This window comes from Burkholderia sp. Bp8998 (assembly GCF_003854235.1).
Classification (GTDB): Bacteria; Pseudomonadota; Gammaproteobacteria; order Burkholderiales; family Burkholderiaceae; genus Burkholderia.
Map to the genome: position 1 here is coordinate 24,786 of NZ_QTQF01000048.1, position 16,081 is coordinate 40,866.

The 16,081-nt window shown below is 66.4% G+C and carries 15 protein-coding genes; 2 read left to right on the plus strand and 13 right to left on the minus strand.

Annotated features, from left to right (window positions below; translation table 11 throughout):
• Position 1 precedes the first annotated feature (1 nt).
• From DIE06_RS32615 to DIE06_RS32625, 3 genes are all read right to left on the minus strand, one after another.
• Positions 2-925 carry a helix-turn-helix domain-containing protein gene (locus DIE06_RS32615; protein WP_260433850.1) on the minus strand — a complete coding sequence of 308 codons (924 nt, stop codon included), beginning with the start codon at positions 923-925 and terminating at the stop codon, positions 2-4.
• Positions 926-2,795: 1,870 nt separating this feature from the next.
• On the minus strand, positions 2,796-3,110 hold the full coding sequence (locus DIE06_RS32620) for a high-potential iron-sulfur protein (protein WP_124664963.1): 315 nt from the start codon (positions 3,108-3,110) through the stop codon (positions 2,796-2,798).
• A gap of 187 nt (positions 3,111-3,297) precedes the next feature.
• Positions 3,298-3,513, minus strand: coding sequence for a DUF3820 family protein (locus tag DIE06_RS32625; RefSeq protein WP_124664964.1), 216 nt, complete (start codon positions 3,511-3,513; stop codon positions 3,298-3,300).
• Between the two features lie 86 nt (positions 3,514-3,599).
• On the opposite strand from DIE06_RS32625, the gene DIE06_RS32630 reads away from it, so the two are divergent.
• A complete protein-coding gene (locus DIE06_RS32630) occupies positions 3,600-3,788 on the plus strand; it encodes a hypothetical protein (RefSeq protein ID WP_124664965.1) in 189 nt (62 codons plus the stop codon).
• A gap of 242 nt (positions 3,789-4,030) precedes the next feature.
• On the opposite strand, the gene yjfF is transcribed toward DIE06_RS32630, so the two are convergent.
• From yjfF to DIE06_RS32650, 4 genes are all read right to left on the minus strand, one after another.
• Positions 4,031-5,140, minus strand: a complete 1,110-nt coding sequence (gene yjfF, locus DIE06_RS32635; protein WP_124664966.1) for a galactofuranose ABC transporter, permease protein YjfF — start codon at positions 5,138-5,140, stop codon at positions 4,031-4,033.
• A complete protein-coding gene (locus tag DIE06_RS32640) occupies positions 5,137-6,177 on the minus strand; it encodes an ABC transporter permease (RefSeq protein WP_124664967.1) in 1,041 nt (346 codons plus the stop codon). The genes yjfF and DIE06_RS32640 overlap by 4 nt, the downstream gene beginning before the upstream one ends.
• Positions 6,174-7,688 carry a sugar ABC transporter ATP-binding protein gene (locus DIE06_RS32645; RefSeq protein WP_124664968.1) on the minus strand — a complete coding sequence of 505 codons (1,515 nt, stop codon included), beginning with the start codon at positions 7,686-7,688 and terminating at the stop codon, positions 6,174-6,176. The genes DIE06_RS32640 and DIE06_RS32645 overlap by 4 nt, the downstream gene beginning before the upstream one ends.
• Before the next feature lie 176 nt (positions 7,689-7,864).
• Positions 7,865-8,827 carry an ABC transporter substrate-binding protein gene (locus DIE06_RS32650; RefSeq protein WP_124664969.1) on the minus strand — a complete coding sequence of 321 codons (963 nt, stop codon included), beginning with the start codon at positions 8,825-8,827 and terminating at the stop codon, positions 7,865-7,867.
• 422 nt (positions 8,828-9,249) lie between these two features.
• On the opposite strand from DIE06_RS32650, the gene DIE06_RS32655 reads away from it, so the two are divergent.
• Positions 9,250-10,326 carry a DNA topoisomerase IB gene (locus DIE06_RS32655; protein ID WP_409364529.1) on the plus strand — a complete coding sequence of 359 codons (1,077 nt, stop codon included), beginning with the start codon at positions 9,250-9,252 and terminating at the stop codon, positions 10,324-10,326.
• 28 nt (positions 10,327-10,354) lie between these two features.
• On the opposite strand, the gene pqqE is transcribed toward DIE06_RS32655, so the two are convergent.
• From pqqE to DIE06_RS32685, 6 genes are all read right to left on the minus strand, one after another.
• Positions 10,355-11,479 (minus strand): pyrroloquinoline quinone biosynthesis protein PqqE, encoded by a 1,125-nt coding sequence (pqqE, locus tag DIE06_RS32660; protein WP_124664970.1) that lies wholly within the window; start codon positions 11,477-11,479, stop codon positions 10,355-10,357.
• 1 nt (position 11,480) lies between these two features.
• On the minus strand, positions 11,481-11,762 hold the full coding sequence (pqqD, locus tag DIE06_RS32665; protein WP_124664971.1) for a pyrroloquinoline quinone biosynthesis peptide chaperone PqqD: 282 nt from the start codon (positions 11,760-11,762) through the stop codon (positions 11,481-11,483).
• Positions 11,759-12,478, minus strand: a complete 720-nt coding sequence (gene pqqC, locus DIE06_RS32670; RefSeq protein WP_124664972.1) for a pyrroloquinoline-quinone synthase PqqC — start codon at positions 12,476-12,478, stop codon at positions 11,759-11,761. Before pqqC ends, pqqD begins: the two co-directional genes overlap by 4 nt.
• A 1-nt stretch (position 12,479) precedes the next feature.
• Positions 12,480-13,403: a pyrroloquinoline quinone biosynthesis protein PqqB gene (gene pqqB / locus DIE06_RS32675; RefSeq protein WP_124664973.1), complete on the minus strand. Its 924-nt coding sequence runs from the start codon at positions 13,401-13,403 to the stop codon at positions 12,480-12,482.
• 64 nt (positions 13,404-13,467) lie between these two features.
• Positions 13,468-13,542 (minus strand): pyrroloquinoline quinone precursor peptide PqqA, encoded by a 75-nt coding sequence (pqqA, locus tag DIE06_RS32680; RefSeq protein ID WP_006410019.1) that lies wholly within the window; start codon positions 13,540-13,542, stop codon positions 13,468-13,470.
• 292 nt (positions 13,543-13,834) lie between these two features.
• Positions 13,835-15,844 carry a sigma-54-dependent Fis family transcriptional regulator gene (locus DIE06_RS32685; protein WP_124664974.1) on the minus strand — a complete coding sequence of 670 codons (2,010 nt, stop codon included), beginning with the start codon at positions 15,842-15,844 and terminating at the stop codon, positions 13,835-13,837.
• Positions 15,845-16,081 lie beyond the last annotated feature (237 nt).

The window sequence follows — 16,081 nt, forward strand, 5'->3', positions numbered from 1 at the left end:
TTCATCGGGACGACGTCCCGTTCCGCCAGTCCGAGCCTTCCGTCGACGCGAACATTCGGTCGCGAGCGGCCGCGCGATACTCCGTCGGGGACATCGAGAGATGCTGGCGAAACAGCTTGGCCAGCCGATCCCCGCTGCCAAGGCCAACGCGCCGCGCGACTTTGTCGGCGGGCAAGTCCGTCTCGACCAGCATGGAGCATGCCTTTTCGAGCCGCACGCGCAGCACGAACTCGGTCGGCGTCACGCCAATTTCGTTCTTGAAGCGCCGCAGGAAATTCCGCTCGCTCATTGCCGCTGCCTGCGCGGCATTGGCTATCGAGATGCGGTTCGCGCTATTGCTCCTGAGTTGATGAGCCGCCGCACGAATCAATTCACTGGCTCGCGCTTCCTGCACGCCGAACAGAACGCTCGCAAACTTCCGGTTCGCGCCGGGCATCATGCATGCAACGATCTCCTGCGCGATTTCGTAACCTGCGTCGCGCGCGACGATCGACAATGCGGCGGCGAACATGCCTTCGTCGTCGCCGGACGGTGCCGAGTCAGCCCCATCGCAATCGGCCAGCGTCGCTTGCATTGCGTGCGGCACCGCTTCCGGACCTTTCTGGTTCAGACGAATCCCGGTCAGCAGTTCAACGCCGCCGCTGTCGCCCTTGACCACGCGTGCGCGCTGGTGAGTATGCTGCAGCCAGCCGATGAAGGGATCGTCGAGGCCGCTCACCCGCCCCTGTCCACCCAGCACGAACATCGCCTGGACACTGCTCGCATCGAGCAGACGCGGCGCTTCCGTCCAGATCTGTACGCCCGACGACGAGCGAACCGCACCACCGTGATTGGAGTAGAGCCGTAATTCGTAACGATCGGCAAACGCGGCATCGACGTGCTCAAGCTGATTTGCAAGTTCGAATACCGCGGCCAGTCGGCCCATTTGCATAATCGAAAACCCATCGAGCAACAGGATGATTACGCTGTCGCGCCGACGACCGATGTTTCTTCCCCGATCACCGCTCACTCTCAACCCCGTTGTCGTTACATTCGGCACTGTTAGCATCATGTCGGCCCTTAACAATTTTTTGCATTTTCTGCAGCGCATCATATGCGGCTAAATCTGCGGCCGTCCCATCAGTGTCCGATCTCGCCTCATTGTTGACGGAATCAGTCAAGACGGTGATGTGGTACTAATTATTTGTTGGGAATCAAGAAAAAGATGTGTTGCGGCCATACAAAACCAAACAGCATTTGATCCAGATCATTGACGTAATGTTTTTGTAATATATGGCAAAAATCGCAGACCAAATAGGTGCACCCTGTCGGAACAGGCCGCATGTTCAATTCCCTCATAAAACCGATTACATTCGAATACAACGACGAACGGTGCCGCTCGTGGCTCCGGAGGCCGACAACCAGAGCCGATCCGGACAGGATGTGCAGTACAGTCTGCTGCATGGAATACCCGCTTGCAAACAGCTAAATATATGAACGTGATATAAGAATAGCTGGAAATTTTGGTTTAACGTTTGCGTGTGTTCCTGGTTTTTTCTATCCTGTGCACGATTCAGAATAACGTGTTCATAGGGACACGACCTTTCGTCAGATCAATATTTGTCGGCGTTGCGGTAGTAATAGACCGTCATATCAGACACGACGTTGAGTGCGGCTCCCACGCCACACATCGTCAAAACTCCCCCCTTTTTGCGCGCCGGGACAAGCTACGCGACGGACGTTGTATAGACAGCTTCATCGGCCGGAGCAAGCACATGACGCGTTGAGGCGGACCCGCCGCCGCCCGCGAGAGGCTTGCGTGCACCACACCTTGTCCGGCACGGGACGCAGGCACGAATCGGTCTACTGAAGTGCCCTGACGCGGCCAGCTGGCTGGTCGTCGACACATGTACCGAAGATGTCGGCCTGTCGAAGACAGAAGCGTTCGCATCGGATGGCAACGAACCCCATCATCGGGCAAGCCCTGCTCTGGCGTCGCCACTCTATTTGCTATGGAATGCAAATTATCGAGAAGCTGATTCACACGACATGCGCATCGTCTGGCGACTATCTGGCGGGTGTATTCTTTCGAATTTCTGCCGACTTTTTCGTTAGCTTTTTGATACCCATATCCGATAATTTGTCGGATATAACATGCGACACGAAAAAACGCCCTCCTGCGCGTGGCATTAGTCGCAGCGAGCAGCCATCAATTCGGCCGACACTCGATCGCCTATCAATACGTGAATACCGTGTCTGAATGCCACAAACGGAGTGTGGATCGATTGCTTCGTCCTCACGCAATGATTTTTCCGGCAGCGCCAAGTCTGTTGGGTCCGTCCCAAGCCTTTTGAAAACCTGGTACGCACGGCGTCTGCACGAGCCCTGCTCGAATCGGATGATGAGGGTAAATCGATCCTGACGAATCGATAACTTCAGCATTCCCCCATAAAATTTACGCAGTCCGATTCGCTCAAGGTATCGACGGACTCACCTCGCCCAGGATCCTTTTACTTGTCATTTATTCTGCAAATAACTCGTCGATCAATCGCTCGATCCATTCCGTTTCTATCAATAAAATTTCCACTTCGACCTGCTTTTTGCACCGCAGCAATCGGCTTCAAACCTCGCCTTGCCGGCGGCACGTTCGAGCCAGCCGGGTTCAACGTGCACGCGCCGCGGAGGTCGGACGAGCGTGGGGTCGATCGGCATCGTCAACGGATTGGCGGCCGATGATTCCAGTCGCGGTCGGACTCGGCGCGGCCGTCACGGAACCTGAACCTGAGCGCACACGACCGCCACGCCGCCCCTGCTCGCTACGCCTTTTTCGCATAGGCGCTGCACCAGCCTTTCGCACTGACCTGCTTGCCGCCGAAAACAGCGCACGGCGCCATCGCGGCGCCGGTCTTGCCCTGGAAGAACTGGCAGTTCGCACAGGTCTCGCCCGCCTGGAATTTCGGGAACTTCGCGTGGTCGACCCGGCTGGCATCCGTCTTGTAGCCGAGGGCCTGGGCGTTTGCATCGGATTCCTGCACGACACCGGCATCCGCAGCCGCCGCGCGACGTCCCATGGCGAGCGCGGAGGCGAGAACGGTGGTGGCTACGATAAAACGACGACGGGAAAATTTCATGGTGTTCTCCCTTCAAACTTGCGTGAACGGATGTTCGGGAAGCGTCGCTCCCCGATGACGTGACGCCGTGCGTCCCGAAACGGCGCCCCGCGTCACCCGCGCCTGCGCGAGCGATTCGGCAACGCGACGGGCGGCCACGTCGAAACGCAACAGAATGGCACGCCGCGCCAATGGGGGCCGGTTGGCGCTATCCGCGTTTGCGCAGCGGCTCCAGCAAGCCTCTCAGACCGTTATGGTCGATCTCGTGCATCAGCGCAAGTTGTCGGCCGAGTTCGCCGCGCGGGAACCCTTCGCGGGCCAGCCAGTTGAGGTAGGGCCCGGGCAGGTCGGCAATGAGTCGACCCTTGTATTTTCCGAAGGGCATGGCGACGGTGACGAGGCATTCAAGGTCTGGGGTTTGCATGCGGATATTGTGCACACATTCCGTTCCCGCGCACCCCTTCTTGCCTGCTAGACTGGAATTTCCCCCTGCAAACCATGGAGGGAATCATGATGTCCATCTACGTCGTGAAGACCGGTGAGCAGTTCCTCTGCACCGCCGAGGACGGCGACATCGGCATGGCACCGGCAATTGAAGATGCCACGTCCTTTGGTTCGTATGAGGAAGCGGAAAAAGCGGCAAACACGCATGCCGACCCCGGATACGAGATCGTGTCCGTCTGCGTGATCCGGCACTGATCCGCTGCCCGGAGCGGTTGATGGCCCGCGTGTCGAACGCAAGCCGCCGCGCGGCAGCGTCGTCGCTGCGACGACGGCGGCACCGCACACGCACCGCGTGACGCGTCACCTTCGTCGACGAACCGCGGCCCCCGGACGGCGCCGCTGCCGCAAGCGAGCCGTCCGTCCGGTTTCGACGGCCGCGCCTGCGGCAACCCGGTCGCGACGGCTTACTTCCGCAGCGGGATCTCCACCCGGCGACATCACGCCGAACGCCGGGGACTCAACAGCCTCCGCATCGTCGACCCCAGCGCCGCATCGTCTCCCGGCGCAGCCGTCCTGGCCGGCTCGGCTTCCTGCGTCCGCCGTTTCGGGTCGAGCCCGGTGCCGCCGCTGCGCCGCCGCGCCGCATGCCGCTCGATGACCCGCTGCAGCAGGCAGAACACGCACAGCAGCGCGCCGATCACGATCCGCGTCCACCACGAGCTCAGCGTGCCGTCGAACGTGATCAGTACCTGGATCGTGCCGAGAATGCCGACGCCGAACACCGACCCGATCACGTACCCCACGCCTCCTGTGAGCAGCGTGCCGCCGATCACGGTCGCGGCGATCGCGTCGAGCTCCATCCCCTGCGCCTGCAGCCCATAGCCGGACAGCACGTACAGCGTGAACACCACGCCGCCGAGCGCCGAGCAGAAACCGCTCAGCGCATACACGCCGACCTTCGTGCGCGCGACCGGCAGCCCCATCAGCAGCGCCGAGCGCTCGTTGCCGCCGATCGCATAGACGTTGCGGCCGAAGCGCGTGAAATGCGCGACGTAGATCGCCGCGGCCAGCGTCACGAGCGCGATCAGCGCACCCGCGCTCAGCGTCCCGCCGCCGACCGGCACGCTGATACCCGCGAGCGCATGGAACGTCGCCTCGTTGATCGTGATCGACTGCGTCGTGATCAGGAAGCACGCGCCGCGCGCGAGAAACATCCCGGCCAGCGTGACGATGAACGGCTGCAGCCGGAAGTAATGGATCAGCGCGCCCATCGCCGCGCCGTACAGCGCGCCGAACACGAGCACGAGCGGCACGATCGCCCAGACGGGCCAGTGCAGCCGTTCGGCGCCGACCGCGCAGAAGATCGTTGTCAGCGCAACGACCGAGCCGACCGACAGGTCGATGCCGCCCGCCACGATCACGAACGTCATCCCGATCGCGACGATCAGCAGGAACGCGTTGTCGACGAGCAGCCCGGTCAGCACCTGCATCGAGAAGAAGCCTGTGTACATCACGGACCCAAAGCCGAACAGCGCGGCGAACAGCACGATCGTCACGACGATCGGCAGCGTGCGCGGGTCGGCGAGCCGTGCGAGGAATCGGTTCATCGGGGCGTCGCTCCGGTGGTGGCGCGCGAACGCGCGGAAGGCAGCAGCCGCGACGCATGCCGGAGCACCAGCGCGCGCGCCGCGTCCGACTGGATCAGCGTCACGACGATCACGACGAGTGCCTTCACGACGAGCGTCGCCTCCGGCGGCACGCCGATCGAATAGGTCGTGTAGGTGAGCGTCTGGATGATCAGCGCGCCGAGCACGGAGCCGGCGAGGCTGAAGCGGCCGCCGAGCAGCGACGTGCCGCCGAGCGTCACCGCGAGGATCGCGTCGAGCTCGAGCAGCAGCCCCGCGTTGTTGCCGTCGGCGCTGCGCACGTTCGAGCTGGCCAGGATGCCCGCGAGCGCCGACATCACGCCGCAGCACAGATACACGCCGAACACGACCGCCCCCGCGCGCAACCCGACGAGCCGCGTCGCGACCGGGTTCACGCCGATCGCCCGGATGAACAGGCCGAGCGCGGTGCGATTCACCAGCAGCGCGGTCGCCGCGATCGTCGCGATCGCGATCCAGACCGAGCACGGCACGGCCGCGAGATAGCCGCCGCCGATCGCCAGGTAGCCGGGCGCGCCGATCGGGATGATCTGCCCGCCGGTCAGCAACTGCGCGATGCCGCGTCCGGCGACCATCAGGATCAGCGTCGCGATGATCGGCTGCATCCCGACGAACGCGACGAGCACGCCGTTCCATGCACCGGCGAGCACCCCGACGCCGAGCGCGGCGGCCAGCGCCGTGCCGAGCCGCGACGGATCGCCGTCGAGCACGATCGCCGCGGCCGCGCCCGCGATCGCGACGATCGCGCCCACCGAGATGTCGATCCCGCGCGTCGCGATCACGAGCGTCATGCCGAGCGACACGATCACGAGCGGCGCCGCGCGGTTCGCGATGTCGATCGGCGCGCCGAACAGGTGGCCGTCGAGCAGCGAGACCGACAGGAAGCCCGGCCGGTGCGCGACGTCGATCGCGAACAGCAGCGCGAGCGTCAGCACCGGCCACACGAGCGGATGACGAAGCAATGCACGGAGCCGCGTCATGACCGGCCTCCCGCGATCAGTTGGTACACGTGTTCCTCCGATGCGTCGTCGCCGCTCAGCTCGGCGACCTTGCGCCGATCGCGCAACACCGCGATCCGGTGGCTCACGCGCACCACTTCGCTGATTTCGGACGAGATGAACAGGATCGCGAGCCCCTGCGCGCACAGCGCGAGCACACGCTCCATGATGTCGAATTTCGCGGCGACGTCGATGCCGCGCGTCGGCTCGTCGAGGATCAGCAGCTTCGGCTCCGTCGCGAGCCAGCGCGCGAGCAGCACCTTCTGCTGGTTGCCGCCCGACAGCAGCCCGATCGGCTGCTCCGCGTCGCGCGCCTTGATGCCGAGCCGCGCGATGTAAGTCTCGGCGAGCTCGCGCTGGCGCGCCCGGCTGATCAGCCGCCACCAGCCGCGCCGCGCCTGCAGCGCGAGGACGATGTTCTCGCGAATCGACAGCGCGGCGACGATCCCCTCCTTCTTGCGATCCTCCGGGCAGTACGCGATCCCGTGACGGACCGCGTCGTGCGGCGATGCAAGCCGCTTGGGCGCGCCGTCGATCTCGATCGCGCCGGTGTCGGTCCGCTCCGCGGCAAATGCCAGCCGCGCGGTTTCCGTGCGCCCGGAGCCGAGCAGCCCGGCCAGCCCGACGATTTCACCGGGCCGCACGTCGAGGTCGAGCGGGCTCATCATCCCGCGCCGGCCCACCTGCTGCATCGACAGGAACGGCGCGGCCGCATCGGCATCGCGCTGCACGGCAGCCGCCCCGGCCTGCAGCGTGCCGGACATCGGTTCGCGGCCGGTCATCTTCGCGACCAGGCTGTCGACCGGGAGATCGCGCGCGAGGTACTCGCCCTCGCGCTCGCCGTTGCGCATCACGGTGATCCGGTCGGACACCGCATAGGTCTGTTCGAGAAAGTGCGTGACGAACAGGATCGCGATGCCCGACGCCTTCAGCCGGCGCAGCACGTCGAAGAGCCGCGCGACCTCGCCGTCGTCGAGGCTCGACGTCGGTTCGTCGAGGATCAGCACGCGTGCGTCGACCGACACGGCCCGCGCGATCGCGACCATCTGCTGCACCGCGATCGGATACGCGTCGAGCGAGCGCGTGACGTCGAGCGACAGGGCGAGCTCGGCGAGCGCGTCGCGCGCACGCGCATGGATCGTCTTCCAGTCGATCGCGCCGCGCCGCATCGGCTGCCGGCCCGCGAAGATGTTCTCGGCGACCGACAGGTTCGCGCACAGGTTCACTTCCTGGTACAGCGTCTGGATCCCGGCCGACTCGGCCTCGCGCGGCGCGGCGAAGCGCACCGGCGTGCCGCCGACGTGAATCTCGCCCGCGTCGTGCGCATGCACGCCGGTGAGCACGTTGATCAGCGTCGACTTGCCCGCGCCGTTCTGGCCCATCAGCGCGTGGATCTCGCCCGGAAACAGCCGGAAGTTCACGCGCTGCAGCGCGTTCACGCCCGGAAACGCCTTGTCGATGCCGATCATCTCGATCACCGGCGGATTCGTCATGGATCGCCCTCAGTTCGAAGCAGTTGCCGGGCGGCGGCAGCCGCGCCGCCGCCCGCGTCCGTCGGGACGCTCAGGAAAACGCCGGGCCGCCCCAGGTTTTCCACCCGGAACGAAGTCCCCTTGGGGGATTGCCCCCCTCGGGGGGCCTGTCGCGAAGCGACAGGCTTGGGGGGTGCTCAGTACTTGCGGGTCGGCAGCACCTGCGCCGCGACGCTCATCGGGAACACCGTCTCGTTCGTGACGATGCGCTTCGGCAGTTGCTTGCCGGCGACGACGTCCTTCACCGCGGTCATCAGCTGCGGGCCGAGCAGCGGACTGCATTCGACGTCGACGTTGATCTTGCCGGCGACCATCGCCTGGAAGCCGCCCTTGGTCGCGTCGAACGACACGACGCTCACGTCCTTGCCGGGCTTGATGCCGGCCTCCTCCATCGCCTGGATCGCGCCGAGCGCCATGTCGTCGTTGTGCGCGTAGACGACGTTGATCTGCTTGCCGTAGGTCTTCGCGAACGCTTCCATCACCTGCTTGCCGCCGGCGAGCGTGAAGTCGCCGCTTTGCGACGCGATCACCTTGAACTTCGGATTGTTCTTGATCACTTCCAGCAGGCCCGCGCGGCGATCGTTGGCCGGCGCGGAACCGACCGTGCCCTGCAGCTCGACGATGTTGATCGGGCCCGCATCGTTCTTGTAGTGCTCCTCCATCCAGTGGCCGGCGCGCCGCCCTTCCTCGAGGAAGTCGGAGCCGATCATCGTCACGTACAGCGACGGATCCTTCACGTCGACGCCGCGATCGGTCAGGATCACCGGAATGTGGGCCGCCTTCGCCTCGGTCAGCACCGGCTCCCAGCCCGACTCGACGACCGGCGAGAACGCGATCACGTCGACCTTCTGTGCGATGAACGAGCGGATCGCGCGGATCTGGTTCTCCTGCTTCTGCTGCGCGTCCGAGAATTTCAGGTTGATGCCGGCGTCCTTCGCCGCGCCCTTCACCGACACGGTGTTCGCGGTGCGCCACGCGCTCTCCGCGCCGACCTGCGAGAACCCGAGCGTGATCGGCTTTTGCTGCGCGTGTGCGCCGGTGGCCAGCACCGTCGCCGCCGCGACGATCGCGCCAGCCGCCAGCTTCCTGATGAATGTCATGGTCCGTCTCCGATGGTGTCGTTGTATGCCGCGGCGCCGGCCTGGCGCGGTGCCATGCTGCGCTGTTGTGGTTCTGCGTGGCGCGGGCGCGGTTCGGGGCGGTGCCGGCCGGCGCGTGCGGCCGACCCGGATTGTGCGCCCCGGATCAGTCTAGGAACAAGTCCGATAACCTTCCAATGAAATCTTGGATTGAACCGATATCCGGATCGGCATACGTATAAACACCTAAGCGGGTAGCGGGCCGTCCGATGGCGGGCCGGCACCGGCGCACGAATCTTGCTGGCCCCGCCGGCAGGACCGCTCGCTCGTCGCGGCGGCTTGCCAACCAGGAGCACGACGATGCCCACCTTGCGTAAACGCACAGCGCGCACAACGCGCAGAACGCCGTGCGCGGATGCTCCGGTCGACTGGCGCATCGCACCTTGAAGAAACGCACGTCCCGCGGCGGCGCTGAAGTCATCGCAGCGGCCGTCGCGCGTTCAGCCCCGCCGCTGCGCCACGTCGACGACCGGCGCCCCGGCTACACGCGCCGGCGCCTGCGCAACGGCTTCGCGTACTACGCGCAGGACGGCGCGCGAATCCGCGATGCCGACGAAATCGCCCGCATCAACGCGCTCGCGATTCCCCCCGCGTACACCGACGTCTGGATCTGCATGGATCCGCGCGGCCATCTTCAGGCGACGGGCCGCGATGCGCGCGGGCGCAAGCAGTACCGCTATCACCCGCTATGGCGCGAGACGCGCGACGCGAACAAGTACGCGCGGATGGCGGCATTCGCCCGCGCGCTGCCGCGCATCCGCAAGCGGGTCGCGCGCGATCTGGCACTGCCCGGGATGCCGCGCGACAAGATCGTCGCGACGATCGTCCGGCTGCTCGACACGACGCTCGCGCGCATCGGCAATGCCGAGTACGCGCGCGAGAACGCGTCGTACGGGCTGACGACGCTGCGCAAGCGCCACGTGACGATCCGCCCGGGACAGGTGCGCCTGCGCTTCAGGGGCAAGAGCGGCATCGAACACGACGTGACCGTCGAGGATCCGCGCGTCGGCCGGATCGTGCGGCGCTGCGCGGAGCTGCCGGGGCATGAGCTGTTCCAGTATGTGGACGACGACGGCGCGCGCCATTCGGTCGGCTCGTCCGACGTGAACGACTATCTGCGCGACGCGGCGGGCGCGGAGTTCACCGCGAAGGACTACCGGACGTGGGCCGGCAGCGTGCAGGCGCTCGCGCTGTTGAGGCGCATCCCGCATCAGGGCGTCACGCACGCGCGCAAGCGGATCGTCGAAACGGTGCGGGCCGTCGCCGATATCTTGCGCAACACGCCGGCCGTGTGCCGGCGCTGCTACATCCATCCGGTGGTGCTCGACACGTTCGAGGCCGGGGTGCTGGCGGCGCTGGAAGTGCCCACCACGCCGAGGGGGCTGCGCGCGGACGAGGCGGCATTCGCGGCGTTGCTCGAGCAGGCCACGCGACAATCGGCGAAAAGGTCGAGAAAATGATCCACGCCGATCACGCATCCCGTCCCGCTCAACGCCCGACCGAATTGGCCGCACTCCGAAAGATCAGCGGACGCTCGTCCTGCCGCCCGGCCCGCCGCGCGAACTGCACGGCCTGTTCGACCCGGCCGTGATGCTCGGACTTCGCGCAGACCGGATCGGCCTGCGCCGGGTCGCCTGCCAGCATGTACGCCTGGCAGCGGCATCCGCCATGATCCGTATGACGCTCGTCGCAGGTGCGGCACGGATCGCGCATCCAGCCGTCGCCGCGAAACGCGTTGAACGCGTCGCTGTCGTACCAGATCTCCTTCAGCGACTGGTCGCGCACGTTCGGCAGCGCGAGGCCGGGCAACCCGCGCGCGGCATGGCACGGCAGCGCGGTGCCGTCCGGTGCGACGCCGAGGAACACCGAGCCCCAGCCGTTCATGCAGGCCTTCGGCCGCTGCTCGAAGTAGTCGGGCACGACGAACAGGATCTTGCAGCGTTCGCCGACGAGCTTCCGGTAGCGGTTCACCGTTTCCTCGGCTTCGCGCAGCTGTTCGGCAGTCGGCATCAGCTGGTCGCGATTCAGCATCGCCCAGCCGTAGTACTGCGTATTGGCAAGCTCGAGAAAATCCGCGCCGAGGTCGAGCGCCATCTCGATGATCTGGCCGACGTGCGGCAGGTTGTATCGGTGCAGCACGCAATTCAGCACCATCGGATAGCCGTGCGACTTGACCAGCCTTCCGACGTTGCGCTTGAGGTCGAAGGTGCGCGTGCTGGTCAGGAAATCGTTCAGCTCGCGCGTCGAATCCTGCAGCGACAGCTGGATATGATCGAGCCCGGCCGCCTTGAGCCGGTCGATGCGCGCGGCATTCAGGCCCACGCCCGACGTGATCAGGTTGGTATAGAAACCCAGCGACCGCGCATGCTCGACCAGCACTTCCAGATCGTCGCGCTGCAGCGGCTCGCCGCCGGAAAAGCCGATCTGCGCGGCGCCGAGCGCGCGCGCGTCGCCGATCACCGTGCGCCATGCATCGGTATCGAGCTCCGCGCCGTGCGTCGCGAAGTCGACGGGGTTGTAGCAGAACGCGCAGTGCAGCGGGCACCGGTACGTGAGCTCGGCGAGCAGCCACAGCGGCGCGGACGGCCGGTTCGGAGGAGCGGTCATGTCCATGTCAGTCGAGCCAGCCGCGCAGGCGCGCATGATCGAGGAAGCGGTAGACGTCCGACGCGAGGTCCGACGTGCTGAACAGCCGCTCGAGCTCGTCGATGATGTCGTCGAGCTCGCGCGTGCCGTCGCAGCGCGCGAGGATCTCGCCCGCGCTCGGGTTGAGTTTGACCATGCCTTCCGGATACAGGAGGACGTACGCATCCTGCGCGGACTCCCATTGCAGGCGGTACATGCCCCTCAGCGCGGGGCGCAGCGGCACGCCGCTGACGGCGTCGTTGGTATTCATGCTGGGTAGGCCTTTTCAATCGCATCGAGAATCGACCACAGCACATCCAGCTTGAACGACAGGATGTCGAGCGCGCGCCGTTGCGCGTCCGGTGTCGTGAAATGGCGCAGCGTCACCGCGAGCCCGTGTTCGACGTCACGCTGCGCGAGGGGCACGCGGCTGCGGAAATACTGCAGCCCGTCCGCCTCGATCCACGGATAGTGGGTCGGCCAGCCCGCGAGCCGGTCGCGGTGAATCTGCGGCGCGAACATCTCGGTCAGCGACGAGCACACGGCTTCCTGCCACGGCGCGTGCCGCGCGAAATTGACGTACGCATCGACCGCGAACCGCACGCCCGGCAGCACGTGCGCGAGCGACCACAGTTCCGCACGCTCGATGCCGACCGCCTCGCCGAGCCGCGCCCAGGCCTCGATCCCGCCTTCCTGATCGCCGTGACCGTCGTGGTCGAGAATCCGCTCGACCCACAGCCGGCGCGTGTCGCGGTCCGGGCAATTGGACAGGATCGCCGCGTCCTTCAGCGGAATGCTGACCTGGTAGTAGAAGCGGTTCGCGACCCAGCCGCGGATCTGCGCCGGCGAGCACGCGCCGCTATTCAGGCGCCGGTTGAACGGATGGTGGATGTGGTAGCGCGATTCGAGCGCGCGCAGGCGCGCCTCGAACTCCTGCGCACTCCAGGGCGTCGCGTGCAGCGCCGCGGCGGGAATCGGTGCGTTCATGTCAAACCTCGAATTGCATGCCGTCGTGGGCGACCTCGATGCCGTGCTCGTGCAACTGCGCACGTTGCGCGGAACCCGGGTCGAGAATCGGATTCGTGTTGTTGATGTGCGTGAGGACCTTGCGCGTATGCGCCGGCAGCAGCCGTAGCCGGTCGATCATCCCCGGCCGCGCCGCGTCGCCGCGCTGCGCGAGGTGCCCCATGTCGACCGCGTGCTTCGACGACAGGCCGAGGTCGATCATCTCCGTGCCGGTCCAGAACGTGCCGTCCACCAGCACGAGATCGGCGTCGCGCATCGCGGCGCGCACGCCGTCGTCGACATCGGCGAGCCCCGGCGCGTAGAACGCGTGCCGGCCGCTCGTCGTGTCCTCGATCAGGAGTGCGATGTTGTCGCCCGGCACGCTTGCCTCCCGGCGCGGCGAATAAGGCGGCGGCTTGCTGTCGACCGGCACGGCGGTGAAGCGAATGCCGCCGGCGCCCGGAATCGCGAACGGCTCGCCCGGCGCGATCGGGTGGACATCGACGCCGCAGTAGTGGCCGAGCAGCGGTACGAGCGGCAGCCCGGTCGACAGGTCGTCGAGCACCGGCGCGCTCGCGTACAGCGGCAGCGGCGACGTGCGCTCGCGCAGCATCAGCAGGCCCGTCACGTGATCGATCTGCGCGTCGCACAGCACGACGGCCGCGATCGCGCTGTCGCGGATCGCGCGGGCCGGCTGCAGGTCGGGGGCGGCGCGCAGCTGCGCGAGGATGTCCGGCGACGCGTTCACCAGCACCCAGTCGACGCCGTCGCCGCTGACCGCGATCGACGATTGCGTGCGTGGCACGATGCCGTCGGTGCCGGCCCGCGCGCGACGGCAGTTGCCGCAGTTGCAGTTCCATTGCGGCAGTCCGCCGCCGGCGCCCGAGCCGAGTATCTTGATCTTCATCTGCGTATGCTCCCGATGCCGCCCGCATCGTGTCCGTCGACACGGGCGGCACTGCGCGCGTCGATCAGCGGTTGGCGATGTACATCGTGATTTCGAAGCCGAAACGCAGGTCGGTATAAGCCGGGGTGGTCCATTGCATGATGTGTCTCCTGATTGAGTAGGTGAGTCGAAAAAACCGCGTCGATCGAGCGGCCGATACCCATTCAGCAAGGAGCGTGCCGGGGCGGGATTTGCGTCGTGCGGCGGCGTGCGAAGACATGCGGCAGCCGCCGGTTGGTCACGACACCGGGATTATTACGATTTCAATTCTTCAATATTTCATGCGCCTTTCATAGAAGGCTCGCGGCATGCGCGGTCGGTTGAACACGTGTTGAATCCCTGAACACCGGGTGTTGCAACCTGACACACCCGTGTGACAGTCGCGGCTTCCGTCAGCGTTCGTCCGGCTCCAGCGCATCCGGCCCGGCGGCCGGCATCTTGCGGTAGATCGTGTTGCGCGACACGCCGAGCGCGCGTGCGGCGGCCGACACGTTGCCGCCGTGACGCGCGAGCGCGGCCGCGATCGCGGATGCGGCCACGTCCTGCAGCCGCGCATCGCCGGCCGCGCTCGCGAACGCGGGCGCTTCCGAGGGGAGCGGCGGCGGCGCACAGGCGCCCTGCGCGGCCGGTCCGCCGTCGCGCCGCACGTCGTCGAAGAAATCGTCCGGCAAATGCTCGCAGCGGATCTCGCAGTCGTCGTCGACCATCGCGGCCGCGGTGCGCAGCAGGTTCGCGAGCTGCCGGAAATTGCCCGGCCACGCGCAGCGCTCGAACAGCGCCATCACGTCGGGCGCGACGCACAACGGCCGGCGCCCGGGCCCCGACAGCGTCTCCCGCTGCAGCATCTTCTGGACGACCACCGCGAGGTCCGTGCGGTCGCGCAGCGGCGGCAGGCGCACGACGAGGCCGTTGAGCCGGTAGTACAGGTCCTCGCGAAAGCGGTTCTGCGCGATCATGTCGCGCAGGTCGCGGTGCGTCGCGCAGATGATCGCGATATCGACGCCGATCGCCTTCGTCGAGCCGAGCGGATTGACGACGCGCTCCTGCAGCACGCGCAGCAGCCGCACCTGCAGCGGATACGGCATGTCGCCGATTTCGTCGAGAAACAGCGTGCCGCCGTTGGCCTGCAGCAGCTTGCCGGTCGCGCCCTTGCGGCGTGCACCGGTAAACGCGCCCTCCTCATAGCCGAACAGCTCCGACTCGATCAGCGTCTCCGGAATCGACGCGCAGTTGACCGCGACGAACGGCCCGTCGCGGCGCGGCGAGTCGTTGTGGATCGCCTGCGCGAGCAGTTCCTTGCCGGTTCCGGTCTCGCCGGTGATCAGCACCGGAATGTCCTTGCCGATCACCTTGCGGACCTTCGCGATCACCGCCGCGACCTGCGGATCGCCGGTGTCGAGATAGCTGAGGCGCGACAGGCACGCCACGTTCTGCGCGGCGCTCGGCCGCGCGGCCGGCACCGCGCCGTCGTGCACGTCGGCCGGCCGGCTGCCCTCCTCCCGCAACGCGCGCCGGAACTGCACGCGCGCGCAGACGACCGCGCCGTTGCCGAGGTTCAGCGACACGTGCGGCTCGGTGCTCGCGCGCATCCGGTCGATCAACTGCGCGCTCGTCACGTCGAACAGCGACGCGAGCGTATGCGCACGCAGCGCGGCGAGCGGCATCCCGAGCTGGAACTGCGCGCTGCGGTTGGCCGACAGGAAGCGGCCGTCCGCGGTGAACGCGACGATCCCTTCCATCAACGTGCCGAGGAATTCGGGGCGGCCGTGGAACGACACCTGCAGCGTCTCCTGGAAGGTCGTCGTGAACAGGTGGTTCTCGATCATCTGCACCGACATCTTCGCGAGCGCCATCGTGTGCTGGTGATAGCTGCGGTGGTCGCCCGTCACGTCGAGCACGCCGATCGCGTCGCCGTACGGATCGAGAATCGGCACGCTCGAGCAGGTCAGGAAATGGTTCGCGGCCAGGAAGTGCTGGTCGCCGTGGACGACCATCGGGCACAGCTCCGCGAGCGCGGTGCCGATCGCGTTGGTGCCCTGCCGGCTCTCCGCCCAGTTCGCGCCCGGGCGCAGCGCGACCCGTTCCGCGCGCCGCAGGAAGTCGTCGTCGCCGATCGAATGCAGGATCAACCCTTCCGCATCGGTCAGCACGATCATGCTCTGCGTATTGACGATCTGCTCGTGCAGCGTCTCCATCACGGGCATCGCATGCACGCACAGCACGCGGTTCTGCTCGCGCTTGAGCGCCAGCGCGGCGCCGGACAGCAGGTCGTAGTCGGGACGTGCCGACGCCTGCAGGCCGAACGTCTCGGACCGCTCATGGGACTTCTGGATCGTCGGCGTCGGCCAGCCGGGCGCATGCGTGGCCCGTGCGTTGGCCGTCAGATGAACGTCATCGCGCATTGTCTCCTCCGGGGATCCTTCCGGTCGGTGCCGGACTCTTTGTGCTGGATCAAGCAAACTTCGGGCCACGCTGCGGGCAACGCTCGCACCGATTGCCGGGCGTCGTTGCGCCGATGCCGACCGAAAGCTGAATGCAAGAAATCGTCGATTGCTTGCGGTGCGACGACGACCGCAGACGTGATATCGCGATTCCGCCCGCCGCCGCTCCCCGGTCGATCCCGATCGTGGTCGCTGGCG

Excerpts from the sequence above, each read along its gene's own strand:
- DIE06_RS32625 (WP_124664964.1), bottom strand. The coding sequence starts at position 3,513 with ATGCAAACCCCAGACCTTGAATGCCTCGTCACCGTCGCCATGCCCTTC.
- pqqE (WP_124664970.1), bottom strand. The coding sequence starts at position 11,479 with ATGGACATGACCGCTCCTCCGAACCGGCCGTCCGCGCCGCTGTGGCTG.
- DIE06_RS32640 (WP_124664967.1), bottom strand. The coding sequence starts at position 6,177 with ATGACGCGGCTCCGTGCATTGCTTCGTCATCCGCTCGTGTGGCCGGTG.
- pqqB (WP_124664973.1), bottom strand. The coding sequence starts at position 13,403 with ATGAAGATCAAGATACTCGGCTCGGGCGCCGGCGGCGGACTGCCGCAA.
- DIE06_RS32630 (WP_124664965.1), top strand. The coding sequence starts at position 3,600 with ATGATGTCCATCTACGTCGTGAAGACCGGTGAGCAGTTCCTCTGCACC.
- DIE06_RS32645 (WP_124664968.1), bottom strand. The coding sequence starts at position 7,688 with ATGACGAATCCGCCGGTGATCGAGATGATCGGCATCGACAAGGCGTTT.
- pqqD (WP_124664971.1), bottom strand. The coding sequence starts at position 11,762 with ATGAATACCAACGACGCCGTCAGCGGCGTGCCGCTGCGCCCCGCGCTG.
- DIE06_RS32620 (WP_124664963.1), bottom strand. The coding sequence starts at position 3,110 with ATGAAATTTTCCCGTCGTCGTTTTATCGTAGCCACCACCGTTCTCGCC.
- yjfF (WP_124664966.1), bottom strand. The coding sequence starts at position 5,140 with ATGAACCGATTCCTCGCACGGCTCGCCGACCCGCGCACGCTGCCGATC.
- DIE06_RS32685 (WP_124664974.1), bottom strand. The coding sequence starts at position 15,844 with ATGCGCGATGACGTTCATCTGACGGCCAACGCACGGGCCACGCATGCG.
- pqqC (WP_124664972.1), bottom strand. The coding sequence starts at position 12,478 with ATGAACGCACCGATTCCCGCCGCGGCGCTGCACGCGACGCCCTGGAGT.
- DIE06_RS32615 (WP_260433850.1), bottom strand. The coding sequence starts at position 925 with ATGGGCCGACTGGCCGCGGTATTCGAACTTGCAAATCAGCTTGAGCAC.
- DIE06_RS32650 (WP_124664969.1), bottom strand. The coding sequence starts at position 8,827 with ATGACATTCATCAGGAAGCTGGCGGCTGGCGCGATCGTCGCGGCGGCG.